A 22,216-nucleotide genomic window follows, 5' to 3' on the forward strand; every position below is an offset into this window, starting at 1 on the left:
AAAAAAATTATACCAGCTCTATCACCTGATCTTTCGTGCTTTTATTATTTAAAAAGGAAAAAAGTATTTTATAGGCATCATAGGTGGAACGTAATTGCGTCTCTGAACTAAAACAGGTTCGCCATTGGCTTAAAGAGTCTTCATGCGTAACAGTTCCCAAATGTCGCCATAAATGAAATACGTTAAATTGCGTTATTTTATTTACAGGGCAATGCTCTTTTATCGCAATAGCTCCTTGATAAGGCCAAACTGCCGCTTGATATTCCTTTAATGACTCCAACAGACGCTTGTTATAATCCTCAGCGGGTTCAGCCTCTATACACGCCCCATAACAGCGCTTAAGCTGATATGAAAAACAAGGGCTGCCCTGCTCCAGGCCACATAATTTAGGACACAAATCATACCTTTTGATTAATTGCAGCAAAATACCCTTGGCAGCAGCTGCACTACGAAATGCCCCGTAAATACCATGCTGTTGTAACTCATCCTCTTCTATCTGCTCACGTACTATAGAAAGAGTATAATAGCCCCTGTATTCACTTAATTTAAAACCAACAAGAGTTTTTTTTCTTCTCAACATGCGATTATAAACCGGCATATGCTTTTTTATCAGCTCGGACTCCAACAATAAGGCGCTCAGCTCACCAGCGGTAGGAATAACGTCTATGCGTACTGTCTGTTGGCACAGAGCGAATTCTTTTGCATGAGTATAATCTCCCGAAAAATGAGATAATATGCGCTGTTTCAGGTTTACGCTTTTGCCTATGTATAAAGGAAGTGCATTTTTTTCCCCATAAAACACATAAACACCTGGACTCTCTGGTAACTGCGAGATATCTGTTGTTAATTTGGATGGGGTACTGGATTTTTGCTGGATTTTTTTAGCAACAGCAAGCACTGTTGACCAGGAGTGCTGCTCGGCTATCTGGTGAATCACCTCGTGCAAAAGAGCAACATCCGCTTCGGCTCTATGCTGCTGCTCCAGCGAGATATGCAGCGACTGGGCGATACAGGCCAGATTATAAGACTGCTGATGCGGATAAAGCTGTTTTAACAGCTTTATTGAACACAATACAGGTGCCTGATAAGCAATTCCTGCTCGCTTGAATGCATTTTTAATAAAACCATAGTCAAAACGGGCGTTATGCGCCACAAAAACACTTCCCTCTAATACTTCGAACAGCTCAGTCGCAATATCTTGAAATGAAGGGGCATCACAGACCATCTGATTAGTGATACCGGTTAAGCGAGTAATAGCTTCTGAAATAGTACGTGAAGGTTTAATACAACGATGCCAAGTCCTGACAACACCTTGTTCTGTTACGATTCGCACCGCTATTTCTATGATCTCATCACGAGTGACGTGCAATCCCGTAGTTTCTATGTCGACAAGTGCCCATTGATAAGAATACTTCATAAAATCTCATCTTGATTAATAAAGAGTAACGCATGGCAGTTCAGCCCAGCGGGTAGTGTAACAAGGCGAGCGCATTTGCGCACGCATTGCCCAGGGTTTAGCATACCCTTCCGCCGCCAGCTTAATGGTATGGCTCCCAAAGCGGGTATTAATGGTATCAAAAACAGACATTAACATGTCTTTTTTTATCAGCGCCTCATCGCTGGGTTGATGAAATAAATCCAGTTGGATGGTTGATTTATCGACCAAATCCCCAAGCATGACGCCTACTTTCTTATAATGAATCCCCGGTTTAAACAACTTTTTCAAACACAGTTTGGCCATTTTGGTAATTATTCGGGTATCGTCCGTGGGGTTCACCAGACGACATTCAATACTGTTCGCATATTGCGCCAAATCCTGACGAAAAGGATTACCACGAATAAATACATACAACCGCTGCGCTACCAGGTTTTGACGACGTGCTTTTTCACAGGCTCGGGCACAGTGACTGCTGATGGCCTGCGCCAAGGAAGAATATTGAGTTTGCATCTCGCCAAAACTTTTGGACGACATAATGCTTTGCTTGGGTTCGCAGACCTCCAGCCCCCCACATGGTATTCCTTGTAATTCCATAACGGTACGCATCAGCACGACATTATAATGTTTCTTAATCATGTGGGCATTAAGTTGCGCTAAATCCAGAGCAGTATGAATTCCCTTGTTCATTAATTTCTTTTGCCACTGCCTACCTACCCCCCAAACATCGCCCACACTGATTTTTCCGAGCCAGTGTCGTTGCTCAGTCACATTAAAAACCGGTATTTTCAATTCTTTTTTGCACACATGATTGGCTATTTTTGCCAGAGTTTTTGTAGGGCCTATGCCTATAGATGTAGGAATTCCGGTCGATTTTAAAATATTTTTTTGCAATTGAGCACAAAAAGAATCCTGCATGGAACGTGGCATGGTACTTAAATCAAGAAATGCTTCATCAATGGAATAAGTCTCAACTTCCGGCCATGCGGCTTCAATCACCGACATCACTCGCTGGGATAAATCGCCATACAAGGTGTAATTAGATGAAAAAACCTGAATGCCGTGCTGTTTGGTCAATGCTTTAATTTTAAAAAAAGGGGCTCCCATCGCAATACCAAGGGCTTTGGCTTCATTGGAACGAGCAATAACACAGCCGTCATTATTAGATAAAACAACAATAGGTTTGTTGCGCAAATCAGGACGAAACAATCGCTCACAGGAAGCATAAAAATTATTGCAATCAATCAAAGCAAACATCATCAACTCGCTGGATGGATTACGTGAGTCACAACACCCCAAATGACCAAATCTTCATCTCCGGTAATTTCTATGGGTTGATATTGATTGTTTTCCGGTAAAAGCTGAACCTTTCCGGCTGTACGTGATAAACGCTTGACGGTCAATTCCCCATTGACAGCAGCGATCACTATTTTTCCATGCGTTGCTTCAAGGCTTCGGTCAACCACCAGCATGTCTCCCGAGGCAATGCCTGCATCTTTCATCGAATCACCTGAGGCCGTAACAAAAAAAGTAGCCGCTGGATGCTTGATTACGTATTCGTTTAAATCCAGATGCGTCTCTATGTAATCATCAGCTGGAGACGGGAATCCCGCACGGACGGTACTGGCATACAGGGGAATTTTATAAGAGAAACTGCCTTCCAAAAACGCTTTAATCTCCCCTATTCGCGATACAGGAACACGCAATGCCTTGGTTGACTCCCCATATTTCCCCTGCCCTTTGGGGCGCCCAGCATTGTCTCTTTTGCCGCCATGACTCATGGTCACACCTCAACTTGAATTAGGTAACACTATTCAAATATAGGCTTAAAAGGAAGTAATGTAAACTACAACATAATCCAATAATTGTAACTCCAAAATAACTCGCTGATTTTATTTAGGTTAAGCTACAATTAAATATGAACAAGAAACATTGAAACATATAGCTTTTGCTTGGCAGCACGCAACGAGACCAAAACACGAATGAAAACATTCAAGCATGATAGGGGAAGATTAATGAACGAAATGGACGTATTAGATTTATTCTATGACGAACTAAGGGCAGAGGGAAAAACCCGACTAACTCTGTTTATTAGCCTCGATGAATTAGCTGCTGCAAAACTATCTGAGAAACTGGGGGTTGAAGTGACTTTAAAAACGCTTCATAAACTGGCAGACATTTGCATCGCTAATGAATGGTTAGAGAGGACTACAGCAGATCTGGAGTACCGATATCTCTCCCTCACTGAAGCCGGTTTGAATATGGCGGTTAATTACCAGTATATAGCTCGTAAAAAGACCAGCGAATGAATACTGAACCGCACTCATCTTTCTTGTCTTTAACGCAACATGACCATGCACAATGTGAGCAGAACAACACTTAAGGTGTTCAAATGAGGCGAAGTCTTATATAATTCGGGCAATCTCATTATTGCAAGGAATTCAATGTCGCTTTGTCCTTGTGGTTCACAAACACTCTACTGCGCATGTTGTGGGATCTATATAGATGGCAATCACGTTCCACAAACTCCGGAACAGCTCATGCGCTCACGATACACCGCTTACAGTTTAGCGAACATTGACTACATTAAACACACTATGAAAGGTAAGCCCCTAACCCATTTTGATGCTGATGCAGCTAAAACATGGGCGCAACAGGTTACCTTTGTAAGATTAAACGTCTTGCACTCCAGTCTCGAAACACCGCACAAAGGTTTCGTTGAGTTTCAAGCGGTATTGATTGAGCGCAATAAATTAAAAACCATACATGAATTAAGTGAATTTAACCAAGAAGACAAGATTTGGTTTTATGTTGATGGAATCAGCAAAAACTCAGACAATTTCAGGAGCAATAAAACCATTCCCATGAACAGCCCCTGCCCTTGCGGCAGTGGTAAAAAATTTAAAAATTGTCACGGAAAATAACCTTACCCTTAGGCATACAGAATGAACCAAAACCCGATTTTAAACATTTTTATATTTCTTGCAGCAGCCAGCGTCATGGTACCCATTGCCAATCGCTTTAAACTGGGTTCTGTAATCGGTTATCTCATGGTAGGGATACTGATAGGTCCTTTTGGATTAAAGCTCATCGGTAATTCCGAACAAATCATGAGTTTTGGCGAGTTCGGCGTGATCATGATGTTGTTCCTGATTGGATTGGAACTAGAGCCCATCATGCTGTGGAAACTCAGGAAACTGATTGTCGGATTAGGAGGACTACAAGTTCTCATTACCACAGCAGCCATAACAGGCATTGGTATATTCATGCAATACAGCTGGCAAGCCAGCCTGGCGGTAGGCATGTCGCTGGCTCTGTCCTCAACCGCCCTTGTTCTACAAATGCTTCAGGAAAAAAATCTTCTCAAAACAACAGAAGGAGAAGCCTCTTTTGCTGTGTTGTTATTTCAGGATATTGCCGTCATCCCCATTTTGATCATTATGCCCTTATTGGCACAAAATGGCGGTGCAGCCCCCATTAATCTCCATGAAAACGCCTTCATTGCCCATCTGCCCAAGTGGCAGCATGCACTTTTGGTATCAGGAATAATAGGTGCTGTTATTTTAACAGGACATTATTTATCACGGCATTTATTTCTCATCATTGCCCGCACCAACATACGTGAAGTCTTTACCACCTTTTCTCTTGCTTTAGTTGTCGGCATCACGGTATTAATGGAAACCATAGGTGTTTCACCCGCCTTAGGCGCATTTATCGCAGGCGTTGTATTAGCAAACTCTCAATACAAACACACCGTAGAAGCAGACATACAGCCGTTTAAAGGACTGCTATTGGGATTGTTTTTTATCTCTGTAGGAATGGGGATTAATTTCACTTTGTTTTCGGATGAAATGCTGTTGATCAGTTCAGCTGTTTTGGGTTTGGTTGCACTTAAACTATCCATCCTGCTCCTGCTTGGCCGATTATTTAAACTGACCAAAATTCAGACTATAGGCTTTGCAATTGCCCTGGCACAAGGTGGGGAATTTGCTTTTGTACTTTTTCAATATGCCGGTTCTTTAAAGGTAATCAGTGCCGATAACAGAGCCATATGTACACTGACTGTGGCTTTATCCATGCTGACCACGCCTATTCTGATGTTACTGTACCATCGTTATATTGTTCCTAAATTTATGAGCGTATTACCGGAGCGAGAATACGATACCATCAACGAAAAAAATGACATCATTCTTGCGGGATATGGACGCTTCGGGCAAATCATTGGCCGCTTTCTAAACGGTGAAAACATCAAGATAACAGTCTTGGAAAAAAATGCGGAACAAATTGAATTACTGAGAAAATTTGGTTACAAAGGGTATTTTGGAGATGCAAATCGCCTGGATTTACTCAAAAGCGCCGGGGCAGAACATGCGAAATTACTCATAGTAACTGTTGGTAATGCTGATGCAAATCTAAAAATAGTGCACATGGCGAAACAGCATTTCCCCAATCTCAAGATTTATGCCCGAGCTCGTAATCGTCGTCACGCATATGAATTACACAAAGCAGGCGTGGAATACTTTAAACGCGAACTGTTTGATTCCTCATTAACCATGACCAAGGAAGTCTTGAAATTTGTTGGTTACAAACAGGAAGACATTGAGAAAAAAGCCAACGCTTTTCAAAAACACGATGAAGCAGCACTACTGAAGTCCTTCGAATTCTTTGAGGAAGAAGCCGATCTGATTAATTTTTCCCGACAAGCCTCAGGAGAACTGGAGCAAATTCTGCAAAACAGTTAATAATTATTGATGAATGCAAGTCTCTGGCTCAGCTGCTATCCGAACAACACTTCGTCATCCCAAATGCAATGCGGGATGACCAACTTAACTTGCTTTTATTGATACGGAGCCTTTCACTTCCGATTAGACAATCATACTTTTTGCGGTATTTAAGTAAGCCTCATGGCCTGCAAGTTGTTTTGCCAAAATTGCTTTTTGCGCTGTGTCGCTTAATCGTGCCGATTTCGCCTGCGCCGTTGGCGTTCGGAAAAACAAAGCGCTTAATGCCCGGATAATAATAATGTCTTTGGGTTGATGCAAAGAAGCCAGAGGCTGTTGATTGATAATTGTGACTCTTTCTTCTGGACTGAGTTTTTTACTCTGACATTTATTTTTATAGTAAGCAGCGTAATTAAAATGATTAGGGAGATTTTTTTTCTTTTTCCTAAAGAGACCTTCCAATACAAGATGCAGCGATTTGAACTCTGCCTCAATCTGTTTTTTTGTTGTGGAATATTCATTTCTCTTTTGCAGAATTGTGTCTTTGGCTGCTTTTTTCAAAACCTTAACGCTGGCTTCATGATCTGAATCAGGGGGTGTATAACGATCCAGATTCTTATTGGCTCTCAGAGTAATAAAAGTCGAGAACAAAACAAAAACCGATTGCGGAACCTGTGTTTTAAACCACTCAAGTATACACGAATGAGCACAAGTCCCATTAGTCTGCGGTCTCAGAAATTGCTCATCATCATGCAATTTACCCACATTGTATAAATCCAAAAGTGGCGCATTCATTAGTTCATTATCAGCACAATTAGCAATTACTCCAGGCATTAACAGTCGCTCGATAAAATCATCATAAACCAAAGACGCAACGGAGATAGGACTGCTTACCTTCATTGGGAAAGTACCGCCATCACACCAAAAGAATATTTTTAACAGTGTCTTATAACTACTGGTTTCAATAAGCCCATCTCCTGTGTTAATAAATCTGAAAACTACCTCGTCCTGATTGATCCTCCTGCACTCAATCAGAGTACTATGTCCACCTGCTTCACCAGCGTAGCCGTGAGGAATAAGCATAAAATCGTAGACTTTAAGTTGATTGATACCTGCTTTAATAGCAGAAGTCAGCTGAGACAAGCCGTTCCAGCGAGAAAGCTCGTCCATAGTATGAAAAAAGCTGATAAGTTGAGCTATTTTAGCGGCATCTTTAATCTTGTTGCGTAACATCAAAAGGCTTGAAGTTGTTTTTGCATCAAGACAATTATGTTTGTTGGTTATAAATAAATCCAAATCGCAAAAAAAATCAACATAAGACGTTGTAAGGTTTTTACCTTGCAATAACTCATGCCCAGTAAGATCATGCTCACCCATCAAGTGATGAGAAAGATAATTAAGTTGATTACATTTTATTTCCTGAAGAGGAGGATCTTTCTTGAACAGCAGACTGCAATATATCCCCAAAGAGCGCAGAACTGCAAAGAAAAAACCCGGGTAAATCAAAATATCTCGCTCTTTTTGAGCATGTTTCAAGGAGTCATAAACAGTGTCAACGGTTTGCTGCAAAGAGCGCTCTTGCGGTGAAAGAAAACCCAGCACTTCGAGCAATCGTCCCCACCAGGATTTGGCATTACGATGCTGTTTTTGATACAATTCAAGAACAAGGTAGAACTGACTCAAAAAATCATACCAATCCACGATTTTTTTTTCAGGAGTAGAGAGATACTGATCATGCAAACTTGATGCTTGCTGCACAATCCGTTCAATCTCATCATTTGTTTTATCACCAGCTATTCTTCCAAGCCACTCTGCGAAATCAGCCAAACTTTTAGTAAGCGCTATTTTACGACTCATTATCACCTCATTTTTTCTCTAGCAGGGGAAGTACCCTCATGATATCCATTGTTCTAATCGATATTAAAATCGGGAATAGCATCAGAAGTTCAGGTCATTCATACTACCCCCTGATTCTAACATTCAAAAGTTAATAAATAATTAAGTAAGTCTATAAAAAAATGAACAAGGCGACTTCTTAAGAAGCTTAAAACACAATCACCTTCAAAAAACATTGAGCATAATGAGTAAACCTTAATCTTTTTATAGTAATCCCATAGGTGTTTATTTTTTTCATCAGTGAAGAGTTTGAGCCTTTATTAAGAATTCGTTCTGAATACAGGCTTGTCCTACCGCACGCCGGCAGAGTCATAATCATAAAAAACAATTTCCACTCAAGCTACTCCCTTCTCCACTTGGGGAGAAGGGTTGGGGATGAGGGGGAAGCGTGCGGTACAATCTCAAGTTCATGCAACACACTGTCCATCACGCCCTGAATATTTTTAAACACATCGTGGTTCCATATGCGCACCACTCTATAACCTCGGCGTTCCAAATAGTGAGAACGTCGTAAATCGTAATCAACAGCATCCATGTGCTGACTGCCATCAATTTCAACGATCAATTTTTTTCACGACACACAAAATCAACAATGTAATTGCCAATAACGTGCTGTCGAATAAATTTATACCCACTTAATCACCTGTTGCGTAAATAGTACCACATGCGGTTTTCCGCATCCGTCATGGTTTGCCTTAATGCTTTTGCTCGCTTGTTCATGCCCTAGCTTAAAATAGTGGATACAATTTTGATAGCGCTACACACAGAGTACTAAGGCTCCAATAAATAAGTGACATCCGGTGTTCCATTCTTCTGCATCCATTCAATTCAATTCAAAACATGCAGGTAATCTTATTGTTTATCTTTTGTCAATTTCGTGGGGCACGTGCATACCACACCCTCATCCCCAACCCTTCTCCCTCAAGGGAGAAGGGAGTATTTGGTAGGAAAACTGATGGTTGGATGAGAGTGTTCTTAAAACAAAGCCATTAAGCAGTACAGAAAAGATCATGCATTACAACTTCATCAATACAGGCCATCTATAGTTTCTATATCTTATAAAAAATTTGCCTCCATCCAATTGTAGGTGTATAAATCAGCACCACGAAGTCAAAAAAAAGATGTGTGCTATATGGTTAATTTCCAAGAACTCAGTCTAAATACTTTTCTCAAAGAATACTGGCAAAAAAAGCCCCTGGTCATTCGTTCCGCTTTACCGGGTTTTATCAATCCGCTCTCTCCTGATGAGCTAGCAGGCCTCGCTCTGGAAGAGGATATGGAAAGCAGGATAGTCTTTGAAACGACCGATAAAGCCAATCAATGGCACTTAAAAAGAGGGCCATTTGCAGAATCGGCATTTTCCTCGCTTCCCAAAGATCACTGGACTTTATTAGTTCAAGGTGTTGATAAGGTAGTTCCAGAGGTGTATGCCTTACTGAATCATTTTGATTTTATACCGCAATGGCGGCTTGATGACGTGATGATAAGCTATGCAACACAGCATGGTAGCGTAGGCCCTCACTACGATAATTATGATGTTTTTTTGTATCAGGCTCAGGGGCGGCGCAAATGGTCGCTTACCGCAAAAAACTGTACTCCTGAAAATTACATCCCGAATCTGGAGTTACGGATTATGAGGGAGTTTGATACTGAAGAGGAAGTCATCCTTGAAGAGGGCGATATGCTTTATCTGCCTCCCCATATTGGCCATTATGGCATTTCCTTGTCAGATGACTGCATGACCTACTCTTTCGGATACAGAAGCTATCAAGGCCAAGAGCTTCTGGATAGCCTTGGCGAATTTCTATCCGAAAACGGGCAGTTTAAAACCTTGTATCACGATCCGGACTGGTCTTGTCAAAAGGATACTTCCGAGCTTACACCACCGGCATGGCAACAGGCTCAAAAATTATTACACCAGTTGATTGATGATGAAAACGTCATAAAATCGTGGTTTGGATGTTTTGCAACCCAGCTTGATCATCAAGCAGAACAGCAATTAGCCACTCCCCTCGAAGAGGATGAATGGGGTAATTTAGATGAGTTTATCAGCGAATTAAAACAAAACGATTTGATGAGAGACCCATCATGCCGTTTTGCCTACCTCAGCAACGATGATACCAATCAACCTCGTTTGTACATTAATGGCTGCATCTGGGAGACTCAAGGCGTATCAGCGGAACTACTGCGTTTAATCGCCAATAACCGCTTCATAACCCAAGACGCACTAGTGCCTTTTTTAAATTATGAACCCAACCAGTTATTCTTGCATGATTTATGGAAGCTGCAATGGTTAGATTTTGCCGAGCCTGGGTAAGGTGTACCGCCCGCATCGTTAGACTTTAAGCATTTAAAAAGTCCAAGATGATTTTGTGTTTATTCGCTATGGACAAAACCCGATTTTCTCTATAGCTTTTAAGAGTACCCATAAAAAAAATCAAGGACGATTATGATAAAACACACTTCCAAATTTTGGGGCTGTCTGGGGATGAGTTTGTTTGCGGCTCAAGTATTTGCAGCCGATACCATCAAAGTAACAGTTAAAACCACGGAAAAAAATGCAATTGCGATTGGTTTTACTGTAGATCATAAAGAGTACGGCACGTTAGGAAAATCCTATACTGGACGAGGACCTAAGGATAAAGTATATTACTTCGGGTTCAGAAAGGACTCTATTCTTGGTGAAAACGTCAGTTGCGGTTCTTTAACTCTGACACAACCCAGTACTGTTGTTTTAATGATGCAAGAAAATAAATGCTACTGTGCCTTAGGCTGATGTTGTTTCTTTTTGCATAATAGAGCGCACTGATTGCCCCGATTTTACTTTACACGGAGAGTTTATAATGTATCGTTTATTTTGTTCTCTTACCGCAGCCAGTGTATTGGCAAGTAACGCTTTTGCCGGAGCTATGGGTTCTATTATGCCTTCCAGAGACTGGACCTGGGTTGGTTCTGTAAGTGCAGGTGCCGCTTGGGCTGGAGCTGGCGAAACACAAACTTTTTACTTGACCCCGGACATTGAAAAGACTTATGTAGCCACAAAAACCACTAATGCCCTTGCTTCAGGCGAGGTTTTTTGGGGAGTGCAAAAAGCATTATCATCCTCATGGTTAGGTCAATTAGGGCTTGCTGCTGCAGCCTACGATAATACTCAACTTCAGGGAGTTATATGGGACGATGCTGATCCTGAATTTGATAATTACAGTTACCAATACAAAATCAGTTCTGCTCGCATCGCCATTAAAAGTAAATTATTGCTCAACAAAGGGTACTGGGTTATGCCCTGGGTCAGTGCAAGTATTGGAGCGGGATTTAATCATGCCAATGATTACACCAACACCCCTCTAATTTTTGAAGCCATAACCAATCCCAATTTTACTAACCAGATTAAAACAACCTTTACCTATACGCTTGGTGCAGGAATACAAAAAACACTGAATAACCACTGGCAAATAGGAGTGGGCTATGAATTTGCTGACTGGGGTAAAAGTGAACTGGGACGCGCTTTTGATCAAAGCTTAAATACAGGATTAACCTTGAACCACCTCTATACTAACGGCGTTTTATTGAATCTTACCTATGTAGTGTAACCACTTAAAAGTACAAAAAAAACACTCAAATACCGTTTATAAGCCAGTATAATTGTGCACATCGCCTGCTTTATTGGAAAAATTTAAATTCATGTCGTATATTTAAAATACACAATAAAGCAAGGATAGGCAATGAAAAAAATTATATTGGCTCTGATCATCATTTCTGTATCCGTATTATGTGCCAGCTGTTCCAGCACCTGCTGTGGAACAAATTATAACGGATGTTGTGGTTCTAACAGCTATTACGGCAATTGGTACTAAAAGTATACCTAACGAACCGTGGAAACCATCCTATGAAAAAAAAATTCTGTTCTGGAATATCCAACGAAGGGTTTCATAATATCGCTTACTCCGAATGGGGAGACTATGATTCTGAACTTCCAGCCGTTATTTGTGTGCACGGATATACCCGCAACTCCCATGATTTTGATGCACTGGCCTATTATCTGAGTTTGCACGGACGTCATATTTTTTGTCCTGATATAGTGGGTCGTGGGGACAGCTCATGGCTTAAAAACTCACAGAATTACAACTTTACTCAGTACCTCTCTGATATGAACGCTCTTGTTGCCCGAACAAAAGCACATCATTTTGACTGGATAGGTACTTCCATGGGTGGACTCATAGGAATGATGATGGCGGCTCTACCCAACTCGCCCATTCAACGTCTGATTCTAAACGATGTAGGTCCACAGATTCCAGTTTTTGGATTACGCAGACTGGCTAAATATGCTGGTAAAGAACCTGAGTACAAAAGCGTTGAAGAAGCCAAGCAATTCTATAAAACTCATTTCTCTGGATTTGGAGCATTAACGGAGCAACAATGGGATGAGTTTACCCGACACAGCATAGAACAAGTCGCCCCTGGACGCTTTATAGCCAAGGTCGATCCTGGAATAAAAAATCCAAAATCAACATTTCAGATTATATCCGAGTTTTTTCACCACCCTCACAAGGCAATGGAAGGAATATTATTTGACATCGATCTCTGGTCAATTTGGCAAAAAATACAATGCCCTGTTCTTGTCATCCACGGTGTTCATTCCGATTTACTGACCCCGGAAATCATCAAAAGAATGCAGCGTACTCATCACAAAACGGATGTTTTTGAAATAGAAGACGCAGGCCATGCTCCTGCTCTGTTAAATCCCGCAGAACATGAAATCATAATTAACTGGTTGGATTCAGCCTCCTAAGGCATGAAATGAGCGCAATCAAATTCAAATGACCACCTCTCATTCAAGCACGAGTTATCCTAAGTAACCACTGCTTGAATTGCCCTAAATTAATCCTGTGACTGTATAAAGTAATTAAAGCCCCGGATAAAACCAAAATTATCCCCAGCGCATGCCATGGTCTTATCTCCTCTCCCAAAAAAAGCACCCCAAAAATGACCACAAATACCGGCTCAAGTACAGACAACAAAGAAGCCTTCTCAGAACTGATGTATTGCAAGCTCAACAACATCAATAAAACAGGAATAACGGTAGCAATAACCCCAATCCCCAATAAATTACCCCAAACTGTCGCCGATGCAGGAAAAGCAAAAGTATGATTCCATAAAGCCATCAGAAGACAAGTCATCATACAACCCAAACAGACCATTAAAGTGGAAAAAACAGGCGGAAGTATATTGCGTTTACTGCTAATCAGATAACACGCATAGAAAAAAGCAGAAACAACCCCAAGACCTATACCAGCTATATCAAAAGCAACGTCTCCCAAATCAATCATTAACAACATCCCCATCAGAATAATAAAGGCAGCCAAATAATAGATTCGGGGCATGGTATGTCCATAAAGAATAAAGTTTAAGAACATGATCATCACAGGGTAGGTAAAGAAAATAACCATTGCCAAACCAGAGCCAATATATAAAGAAGAATAAAAATACAAAAGAGTGGAAAAACCATAATACAAAGCACCACCTATAAAAGCAGTGAACAAAGACAGAAATGAATTCTTAACCTGTTTTATTTGCGGGATAATAATAATCAGTATTAACCCACTTGCAATAAAGAAGCGCCAGAACAACATGGTTTCAGCAGATAGTTTCCCGTTCATCGCACTAAGACCAAAATAACCGATAAAGCCATATAAAAAACCTGATAATATAGCGTACAGGGATCCCTTTTTTTCTTGCGATTTCATAATAACTGCCTAAGCGTTAGGTGGTTTAATAAATTTGCTGAATTAATGTACTATTTTTAGACTAAAAAGTAAATAAGTAACTCCCCACCTACTTAATTGAACATACCAAGTATTCCCCTCTCCGCTATGCGTAGCGTAGGCGAGAGAGCAAGGGTGAGGAGGATTAAACAGTGTTGCGAAGCGACCTCATTGCGCTGCATCAAGGCTCTGGCTAGAGCGAGGTTTCTGTTGGCTGAATACACGCTTGTTATTGACACTAAAATAGACATAATGTATCATGAACCATCTTTGAACAGTGGTTTAAATCATGTTCCGATTAATAGTCATTTTGGCTTGTCTGGTCATTGTCCCCTTTCATGTTGATGCTGCCGATAATGCGTGTTCCAGCCATCAATGTATAGCCGTTATTGATGCTGGCAGCACAGGCTCCCGACTTCATATATACTCTTACGACCTGGATCATACACGCTCACCTATTCATATTAATGAAATCTGGAATAAAAAAATCAGACCGGGTTTTGCGACCATAGAACCCAATCAATACACCATAGACGCCTACCTGACCACCTTGCTATCAGGTGCACCCTATGATCACATTCCAGTTTACTTTTATGCTACTGCCGGCATGAGGCTGTTGCCGACTACAAAACAAAAAAAATACTACGATGAATTGCAATCCTGGTTTGCCCAACAAACACAATGGTCGCTTGTTAATGCCAAAACCATTACCGGAACTGATGAAGCCTTGTACGATTGGCTCTCAGTCAATTATCATCTGGATACCCTCAATAATTCCCAAAACCAACCTGTAGGCGTAATGGATATGGGTGGTGCTTCAGTTCAGATTGTTTTCCCAATCCAAAAAAATCCAGAGACAAGTTCCAGATCGCCAGCAGAAATAGATATTTATGGCCAACATTATACCCTTTATGTCCAAAGTTTTCTGGGATTAGGACAGACTGAGGTAGCTCATCAGTTTCTCAATTCAGCGTCCTGTTTTGCCAATAATTATCCTTTACCAGATGGCGAAACTGGACAAGGTGATGCTTCCACATGCGAACAGCAAGTCGCTCAGTTAATGACCAAAGTACATCAAGTAAACAATGTTATTCAGCCCTTACTGGCCACAAACCCGGTAACCAACTGGTATTCTATTGGTGGAATCGCCAATCTGGCAGACAGCAGTTTATTTCATTTCGAAAACAATACCCTGACCAGCCAAAATCTCTTGCAACAGGCCGACAGCGAGATATGTCACCAGCAATGGGAAACGCTCAACGCTCAGTTTCCTGATGATGAATACGTGTATCAATATTGCCTTTTTTCCGCTTATTATTATGCCCTTATGGTTGATGGTTATGGCTTGGTCGCCAATCAAGCCATCAATTACATTCCACCAGACCAAAATCTGGACTGGACTTTAGGTGTGGTGTTACATCATTAATTGCCTTGCGCTAACAGGTAAGGTACCTCGCCCAACTTTGAGCCAGATATTAAAGCGCACTGAGCACAAAATCATCCGCTTTTAACTCTAGTGGGCGTTGATAAAAGTCGCATAACGCCTGGCGAAAAATCAAGGCACGTTGCGGCAGTCCTATGGCACAATAATCGAGTACCTGATCATAAACAGCCTTTTTGAATGAATCCGTATCCGATTGTGCACCATTGAGATTATCAACACTAACACGAAAGGGATGACCGGCAGCTACTGAAAGGATCCACTCTAAAGCTTGAGGTTTGACTTCTACCTTTTGAAACAACGCTTGTTGTTCTGCATTACGCCCATCAGGCATATACCAATAGCCAAAATCAATCAATTTACGCCGCGCTTCGCCTGCGATGAACCAATGAGAACATTCATGCAGTGCACTGCTGTAAAATCCATGAGCAAAATGAATCTCGTTAGAAGAACGCCCCTCATCAGCTGGAAGATAAATAGGTTCGTCGTCCCCTTTGACCAAACGAGTATTATACGTTAGAGCAAAACACTTATTAAAAATTTCAATCAAATCCTGGTAACAGTGCACGATTTAACTCGAATTAACTTGAAAATAAATTGACCTTATTTTATTAAAAAAATAATCAAATTGCGAATTAATAGAGAACAAAAAAATGAATGCCCCTGCATTAGCGAGCATTAAAGCATTCAAAGAGAGCATTACCTTGATCAATAAGCGTGTTTTGTACTATTTAAAGAAATGGTCTCCACAATAACTGTATCACCAGACAGTATTAAAATCCTTCCTGTTTTAAGGAAAGTGTCACAGCTGCTCTGTTTTGAATTAACTCCATGTATTTGAGTAAATTAGGATATAAAGTAAAATCGAGGGTAAAACTCCTTGCCCAACGTAGGACAACATACAAATAGGCATCTGGAAGACTGTAATAATCACCCATAAGATAGGTATTATGCGATAAATGCTTTTCTACATAACCCAGTTTATACATAGCCAAGGGGATAAGTAATTTTTCCTTAATCTCTTCTGTAACCATAGGCACAAAAAACATACCCAAAGTTTTATGAAGTTCAGTAGAGACATAGTTCAACCACTCAAGAGTATGGTAGCGTTTCAAATTGCCAACAGGAGCTAACAACTCGTGTCCTGACGTAATATCAGTCAAATACTGTAAAATAACCTGACTTTCCGTCATTACATCACCATTATCAAGAACCAAAGCAGGTACAGCTCCCTTGGGATTTATGTCCAGAAAATTCGTTCCGCTGGCTGTTTTTTTTGCCCACAGATCCACTTCCTCGTCCTGAAACTTAATGCCCAATTCATTCATAATGATGCGAACTACCAAAGAACAAGCACCTTTGTAATAATACAATTTCATAATCGCTCCTTTGGTGGCAGAGCATACGGTACACTTCGTGCCGCCAGTTAAATATCCATGTGCACTTTATAACATGCAGTAAAAGAGGAATGAAGGCAAGATCTATAACAAAAATCCAGGCTATTATCGCAACGCCTTCGTGGCCTGATTTATTCATGATATCATGACAATCGGCGAATTTATGGGAACAAAATATGATTTTGCCCTGTTTTAGTTAAAATATAAGTTCACCTCCAGTCCTAACTTACTGTATGATTTATTTCTTTTTAACAACTCCATGAATCAATGAAAAACTGGTCCTCTGAAAAAATATCGGTGCTTGCTTTGGTATTACTTATTACCGGAGCAATAGACAGTATAAGAAATCTACCCGGCACTGCTTTATTTGGCTCGACCTTGATTTTCTTTTTTATTTTTTCTGCCCTAATCTTTTTAATACCCGTTGCATTGGTTTCAGCCGAGCTGTCCTCAACCTGGTCAGAAGAGGAAGGCGGGATCTACAGCTGGGTAAAACACGCTTTTGGTGAAAATATTGCTTTTTTCACCATCTGGCTGCAATGGATCAATACTTTGGTCTGGTATCCCACAATACTGTCTTTTATTGCAGGAACGATCGCTTATTTGATCAATCCCGAACTCTCACAAAACAAGTATTATCTCATTTCGGTTATCTTAATCATTTTTTGGTCTTTGACCTTGATAGGATTGTCCGGTTTGCGGACTTCTGCTGCATTTGCCGGGATTTGCGCTATTGTCGGAATGATCATTCCCATGGGATTTATTATTCTGCTGGCACTAATCTGGTTAATTAATGGGCATCCAATAGCTATTGATCTGAGTCTTCCTCATTTATTACCCCAATGGAAAGACAGTCAGTCCTGGGTTTCCTTAACGGCGATTATGACCTCATTTTTAGGTATGGAACTTGCGGCTGTACATGTCAGAAATGTCAAAGATCCGCAAAAGAACTTTCCACGGGCTATGTTTTTTTCGGTTTTGCTCATTTTATTCACTATGATACTCGGCTCTTTAGCCATTGCTTTTGTCTTGCCTAAAGAAAAAATCAGCCTGGTTGATGGCGTAATGCGTGCCTTTGATAATTTCTTTCAGGCTTATCATTTAAGTGGGCTAATGCCTTTATTGGTATTTCTTCTGCTTTTAGGAAGTCTTGGCAGTATGATTAACTGGATTATTTCGCCTGCCAAGGGCTTACTGATGGCAGCACAACAGGACTTTTTACCGCAATTTATGTGCAAACTGAATCGCCACGGAATTGCGTCACGAATACTTTTGTTGCAAGCGGTGCTGGTTACTTTTTTATGCAGCGGTTTTTTGTTGTTTCCCAGTGTGAATGCCATCTATTGGCTTTTTACTGATTTAAGCACAGAACTCTATATTATGATGTACGTATTAATGTTTCTGGCAGCCTGGAACTTAAAAAGTAAATTTGCCCACATGAAAAGACCCTTTGCCATACCGGGAGGCAAGATTGGTTATTATCTAATCTGTATTTTAGGATTATTTGGATGCACCATCACGCTGATTGTTGGTTTTATTCCGCCAGAGGAAAGCATGGATGTGGGCGGTGCTGCTCATTTTCGCCAAATTTTTTCCATGGGCATTATCATGATGCTCTTCCCCGCCCTGATTTTGTATTTACGAAAGAGAATAGTCGCCAGAAAGAAATAAGTTATTGCCAATGATGTTTTTTCAGAAGATAACCCGAATACGGCTCTTTGAGCCTGATTCCAGGCGTGTATTTGTTGTAAAGTAGTAAGGTAGTAAGCCTTGATGCAGCGACAGCGTAATCAAGGAGTCACGCTCCAATTCCACGGGCAGGCTCAAACAACGAGTCAGCCGAATTCCTGGTTATTTTTCCTGTTCATAAACAATGATGATAATACAATACCGGGCTAGAGAATATTAATTGACGGTGCGACATCAATAAACCTTGATTACGCTATCGCTGCATCAAGGCTACCCGGAATGAATACCATTACCTCTCATGCTTTTCACCATCCACCTAAGGTATTCGTCTGTTTACCATAATAAAGAGCTGTTTCAACACTTCCAGTTAAAATCCTAAAGGCTCCAATCAACAGGGTTTGTTTCGTTCACTTGTAGCCTGTATTAGACAAAGTCGTAATACAGGTTCTAATCTTGCGATAGCCCCTTGAAATACTCTGAAAAATCCCTGTATTACGACTTTGTCTAATACAGGCTACAGTTATTGTAAGGATCTAACAGGATAAGGGACAACTAAACAACTTGAAAACTTCATTCCAAGTAGATATTGTCTTTAAAGGCAAGCAACCGTTTAATGAAAATTTTGCTTGCCTTTAAAGACAGTATCTACAAGAAATAGAAAAAAACGGAATTTTATGTTCACGCCCTCTCCCGCAAAAGACTTCTTCAATACTTCTTGTGCGGGAGAGTTCCAGATCGATTTAAAATGATAATCTGTTTGCTCAATACGAGATATTATCTATTTCTTTGGATTATTTTGTACCGATTCAATCTCATCCAAGCTATTCTGAATTTTATCCACAATGACTGCCGAATCCGTTTTAAAGAACAGAAAGTTGCCGGTAATGGCCTTATTTACAGCCGCAGCGGCCAGATAAATAACACCAAGACCAAGCACCGCAAGAGCTATATTACCCAGAAGCTGTTTAAACCCCCTATGCTGCTCAAGTACTGGACGTCGAAGATTAATCGCACTTTTGCAAGTATTTTTGAATTGCAAATACTGTTCCTTTGTGGGGTTACTCTCATATTTTGATAATTCAGAAGTTAGTTCTTCATGTAAAGTATTAGCAGATAAAGATGCTAGAACCAGCGAAGAGTATGTAGAGGATTGCACAGACAATGCTTCTTCTTGTCTTTTCTCTAAATCTTTAATTTTTCTTCCAAGATCAGATAGTAATTTTTCAAACTTCTTAATTGCGTCTTCAACCTCAGAATCCATCTGAACTTTTTGTCCAGTTCTTGTACGATCAGGTTGATTTGATGAAATCATTGTGTTGTGCTGTTGTTCCTCGGCCAATCGTCTCTCCAAAGCAACCGACTCTTCCGCAGCCAGTATTCGAGCCAATTTTTCGTCATTTAAAGTATCTTGATGTTCTTCGTCTAACGACAGGATTATCCCATCAAATGGATTGGTTTGTGGTTCAGAAATTGGTTGATCCAAGGCGGCAGCAGACTCTGCCTCAACCGCAACACCTTGTTCCTGAGTCAGTTGTTGAGCCAAAGCAATGGACTCTCGTTCATTAGTCAATCGTTGAGCAACAGCAGCTTCCTCCTCAGCAGCCATTTGTCGAGCCATTTCTTCGTCTAATGACAGAATTATCCCATCAAATGGATTGTGTTGTGATTCTGAAATTTGTTGAGCCAAGGCAGCAGCAGGCTCTTCCTCAGCAACACCTTGTTCCTCAGCCAATCTTTGAGCCACAGCAACAGACTCTTGTTCCTCAGCCAATCTTTGAGCCACAGCAGCAGACTCTTGTTCCTCAGCCAATCGTTGAGCCACTGCAGCGGACTCTTCCTCAGCTAATGATAAAGCTAAAGCAGCAGAGTGTTGCTCTTGTATCATTCGTTGAGCAGAGGCAGTCTCTTCCTCAGCAGCCATTTGTTGAGCCAATGCCTCGTCGTCAGCAATTTCCTGAGCTTCTGTATGCGCTATGTTTATTGCCTCAGATGGGCCATGTGGCGCATGGGTTTGAGCTTCATCTACAGCTTGCTGCGCTCCAGGCTCTGAATTTTGCACAGCTGCATCGTCTGATGTGTTCAAATACACTTCTTTAGCGAGGATTAATTCCGCATACTCAGGGTTTTCTCTTAATATATTTTTAATCAATTCCTCGGCAGCTTTCTGATCTTCTGTAAGCTGCAACTGAAGTTGTGCATCAAACTTGCGTTGTATTTCAAGCTCTCGTCTTTGCAGCTCTTCTGCCAGAGCTTGATCTTGACGAATCTGTTGTTCTTCAGTATCAAAAAATCTCTGAAGCTCAAGCGCTTTTTCTTCATCGGACAAAGTGCGCTGATCTTCAAGCTGAGCTAAATAAGCCTGTTGCGGATTGAACACATTTTCGGGTATGTAAGAGTTCCAGTGTATATTACCGGAGTTATTCAAAATTATTTCAGGATTTTTATCTTCTTGTACAGCTATGCCATTTCTAAGTATTTGCAAATTTATTGCGGTTTGATGTCGTATTTCTACATCACCTTTTTCATCTCGAACTGAATACTCGCCCTGAACTGCTCGGTGGATAGTGAATAAAGTCTCCTCTGAACCCCATACTTTATCTGTGCTCAAGTATTCAATATAGGCATCCAGATTGGCATAATTGTTAAGCGAAAAAAACTCTACTGTTTTATTTTTTAATATGTCATCCATAATTTGAGTCTGTCTGAAGTGAATATCCGCTTCTTTGACAGTATTTTTTACTTTATTCCATTCGGTCCGAAACTGGTTATAAACCTCCTGGGTTTTATCATGAGCGAAATATGCCATTTTTTGGGTTATGTCTTTTACCCTGTAAATTTCTGCTTGCCGCAAATCGGAGTTATTTAGAGGGACTGATATTAACTGACTTCCCAAAGAGCGGAGAGTCTGGCGAAAATAATGTTCAATACCGTATTTTGCTGATGAGAACACTCCAGTTGCTACTGGGTTTTTAATAAACTCAATTTTGGTTTGGCGTGCACCCAGCGCCCTGATTTTAGCCGCAAGCATGGGCTCAATAATAGTGCGTATCTGCTCTTGAGGAATTTTTTGATGCCTGTTCGTAGTGATTATGGGCATTAAGATGCGTTTTTCTTCTTCATTAAGGCCAATGTTATTAAAAACCGTTTCCGTAATTTCAGGGTCATTTTTTGAACGCAAGTAGTACATTAGTGAAATACTGTACGAATGATACATGCAATTACCATTGCCAGTGTTATCAACTAAAAATACGGAAGGATTTGGCATAACATTCACCTTTAAATAAATTAAGTCATTCAAAAAAAATCATTATTTTTAGTAGTAGAAACTTATATAGCTAAACCAGCAAGCAGATTATCAACAAACCTTATTGATTAATATTTTAACACAAATCGAGTGTGATAATCACTTTTATTTAAAAAATAATAATTTTTTTATTCTATGTATCAATATTACAACCAAACTGATTAAGGAATTATTAAGTGCTTATCAATAGCCGATTGAAATATCCACAAGGTGAACCCGGGATACGGCCTTCTTCCATGCTACCAGGATGGACTGATTTGTTTTTGCGAGCGGATTGTAGATTGTAGCCTGGTTGCTTGCAACCAGGGATTTTCTTATTCCTAAATGAAATACAACAACTAGATAATATGAAAATGACGCAAGCAGCTGATTTAAGATTATTCAAATTAAGCCACAGATAAAAAACCTTTAGGGGCGGGGAATGTTTGCTCCGATTCAACCAAGATAATTTGGACAAATCCTGGTTGCAAGCAACCAGGCTACGCAGCTACTGATTTGTTTTTATGAGCCTTGATGCAGCGCAGCGCAATCAAGGTTTTATTCACCAAATCAACTGAAGGGTTTTCAATCT

Annotated in this window: 18 protein-coding genes and 1 pseudogene; 10 read left to right on the forward strand and 9 right to left on the reverse strand. The window is 40.6% G+C overall.

From position 1 onward, the window contains the following. Window positions 1–7: 7 nt before the first annotated feature. Genes Lwor_RS10295 through Lwor_RS10305 form a run of 3 tightly spaced genes read right to left on the reverse strand, consistent with a single transcriptional unit; the run spans window position 8 to window position 3,216 of the window. Window positions 8–1,417 (reverse strand): 3'-5' exonuclease family protein, encoded by a 1,410-nt coding sequence (locus Lwor_RS10295; RefSeq protein WP_058493790.1) that lies wholly within the window; start codon window positions 1,415–1,417, stop codon window positions 8–10. Between the two features lie 15 nt (window positions 1,418–1,432). Beyond that, window positions 1,433–2,692 (reverse strand): Y-family DNA polymerase, encoded by a 1,260-nt coding sequence (locus tag Lwor_RS10300; RefSeq protein ID WP_058493989.1) that lies wholly within the window; start codon window positions 2,690–2,692, stop codon window positions 1,433–1,435. Window positions 2,693–2,694: 2 nt separating this feature from the next. Continuing rightward, window positions 2,695–3,216, reverse strand: coding sequence for a LexA family protein (locus tag Lwor_RS10305; RefSeq protein ID WP_058493791.1), 522 nt, complete (start codon window positions 3,214–3,216; stop codon window positions 2,695–2,697). 234 nt (window positions 3,217–3,450) lie between these two features. Between Lwor_RS10305 and Lwor_RS10310 the strand changes: the two genes are divergently transcribed. The 3 genes from Lwor_RS10310 (at window position 3,451) to Lwor_RS10320 (ending at window position 6,177) form a co-directional block, all read left to right on the forward strand. Beyond that, window positions 3,451–3,744, forward strand: a complete 294-nt coding sequence (locus tag Lwor_RS10310) for a hypothetical protein (RefSeq protein WP_058493792.1) — start codon at window positions 3,451–3,453, stop codon at window positions 3,742–3,744. Window positions 3,745–3,879: 135 nt separating this feature from the next. Then, on the forward strand, window positions 3,880–4,359 hold the full coding sequence (locus tag Lwor_RS10315) for a YchJ family protein (protein WP_058493793.1): 480 nt from the start codon (window positions 3,880–3,882) through the stop codon (window positions 4,357–4,359). Between the two features lie 21 nt (window positions 4,360–4,380). Beyond that, window positions 4,381–6,177 carry a monovalent cation:proton antiporter-2 (CPA2) family protein gene (locus Lwor_RS10320; protein WP_058493794.1) on the forward strand — a complete coding sequence of 599 codons (1,797 nt, stop codon included), beginning with the start codon at window positions 4,381–4,383 and terminating at the stop codon, window positions 6,175–6,177. Window positions 6,178–6,300: 123 nt separating this feature from the next. On the opposite strand, the gene Lwor_RS10325 is transcribed toward Lwor_RS10320, so the two are convergent. Together Lwor_RS10325 and Lwor_RS13545 are read right to left on the reverse strand one after the other, a co-directional pair. After that, complete coding sequence (locus Lwor_RS10325; protein WP_058493795.1) at window positions 6,301–8,013, reverse strand: hypothetical protein; 1,713 nt, start codon at window positions 8,011–8,013, stop codon at window positions 6,301–6,303. A gap of 379 nt (window positions 8,014–8,392) precedes the next feature. After that, window positions 8,393–8,772 (reverse strand): annotated as a pseudogene (locus Lwor_RS13545) (endonuclease domain-containing protein). A 412-nt stretch (window positions 8,773–9,184) separates the two neighbouring features. On the opposite strand from Lwor_RS13545, the gene Lwor_RS10330 reads away from it, so the two are divergent. The 5 genes from Lwor_RS10330 to Lwor_RS10345 all read left to right on the forward strand — a co-directional run bounded on the left by Lwor_RS10330 (window position 9,185) and on the right by Lwor_RS10345 (window position 12,841). Next, complete coding sequence (locus Lwor_RS10330) at window positions 9,185–10,369, forward strand: cupin domain-containing protein (RefSeq protein ID WP_058493796.1); 1,185 nt, start codon at window positions 9,185–9,187, stop codon at window positions 10,367–10,369. A gap of 132 nt (window positions 10,370–10,501) precedes the next feature. After that, window positions 10,502–10,828, forward strand: coding sequence for a hypothetical protein (locus Lwor_RS10335; protein WP_058493797.1), 327 nt, complete (start codon window positions 10,502–10,504; stop codon window positions 10,826–10,828). A 67-nt stretch (window positions 10,829–10,895) separates the two neighbouring features. After that, window positions 10,896–11,642 (forward strand): outer membrane protein, encoded by a 747-nt coding sequence (locus Lwor_RS10340; protein ID WP_058493798.1) that lies wholly within the window; start codon window positions 10,896–10,898, stop codon window positions 11,640–11,642. A 132-nt stretch (window positions 11,643–11,774) separates the two neighbouring features. After that, window positions 11,775–11,906, forward strand: coding sequence for a hypothetical protein (locus Lwor_RS14225; protein WP_274519232.1), 132 nt, complete (start codon window positions 11,775–11,777; stop codon window positions 11,904–11,906). Between the two features lie 32 nt (window positions 11,907–11,938). Further along, window positions 11,939–12,841, forward strand: a complete 903-nt coding sequence (locus Lwor_RS10345; protein ID WP_058493799.1) for an alpha/beta fold hydrolase — start codon at window positions 11,939–11,941, stop codon at window positions 12,839–12,841. A gap of 43 nt (window positions 12,842–12,884) precedes the next feature. Here Lwor_RS10345 and Lwor_RS10350 read toward each other — a convergent pair whose 3' ends face one another. Then, entirely contained in the window at window positions 12,885–13,796 is a 912-nt protein-coding gene (locus tag Lwor_RS10350; RefSeq protein ID WP_083501614.1) for a DMT family transporter, read from the reverse strand. Between the two features lie 307 nt (window positions 13,797–14,103). Between Lwor_RS10350 and Lwor_RS10355 the strand changes: the two genes are divergently transcribed. Next, window positions 14,104–15,240: an acetate and sugar kinases/Hsc70/actin family protein gene (locus Lwor_RS10355; protein WP_058493801.1), complete on the forward strand. Its 1,137-nt coding sequence runs from the start codon at window positions 14,104–14,106 to the stop codon at window positions 15,238–15,240. A gap of 49 nt (window positions 15,241–15,289) precedes the next feature. Here Lwor_RS10355 and Lwor_RS10360 read toward each other — a convergent pair whose 3' ends face one another. After that, window positions 15,290–15,823 carry an elongation factor P hydroxylase gene (locus Lwor_RS10360; protein WP_058493802.1) on the reverse strand — a complete coding sequence of 178 codons (534 nt, stop codon included), beginning with the start codon at window positions 15,821–15,823 and terminating at the stop codon, window positions 15,290–15,292. Between the two features lie 205 nt (window positions 15,824–16,028). After that, window positions 16,029–16,634 carry a glutathione transferase GstA gene (gene gstA / locus Lwor_RS10365; RefSeq protein ID WP_058493803.1) on the reverse strand — a complete coding sequence of 202 codons (606 nt, stop codon included), beginning with the start codon at window positions 16,632–16,634 and terminating at the stop codon, window positions 16,029–16,031. 285 nt (window positions 16,635–16,919) lie between these two features. Here gstA and Lwor_RS10370 point away from each other — a divergent pair, with 285 nt between their 5' ends. Further along, window positions 16,920–18,323 (forward strand): APC family permease, encoded by a 1,404-nt coding sequence (locus tag Lwor_RS10370; RefSeq protein ID WP_058493804.1) that lies wholly within the window; start codon window positions 16,920–16,922, stop codon window positions 18,321–18,323. A gap of 796 nt (window positions 18,324–19,119) precedes the next feature. Here the strand turns inward: Lwor_RS10370 and Lwor_RS10375 are convergent. Further along, window positions 19,120–21,606: a coiled-coil domain-containing protein gene (locus Lwor_RS10375; RefSeq protein WP_058493805.1), complete on the reverse strand. Its 2,487-nt coding sequence runs from the start codon at window positions 21,604–21,606 to the stop codon at window positions 19,120–19,122. Between the last annotated feature and the right edge of the window lie 610 nt (window positions 21,607–22,216).

This window comes from Legionella worsleiensis (genome assembly GCF_001467535.1).
Taxonomy (GTDB): Bacteria; Pseudomonadota; Gammaproteobacteria; order Legionellales; family Legionellaceae; genus Legionella; species Legionella worsleiensis.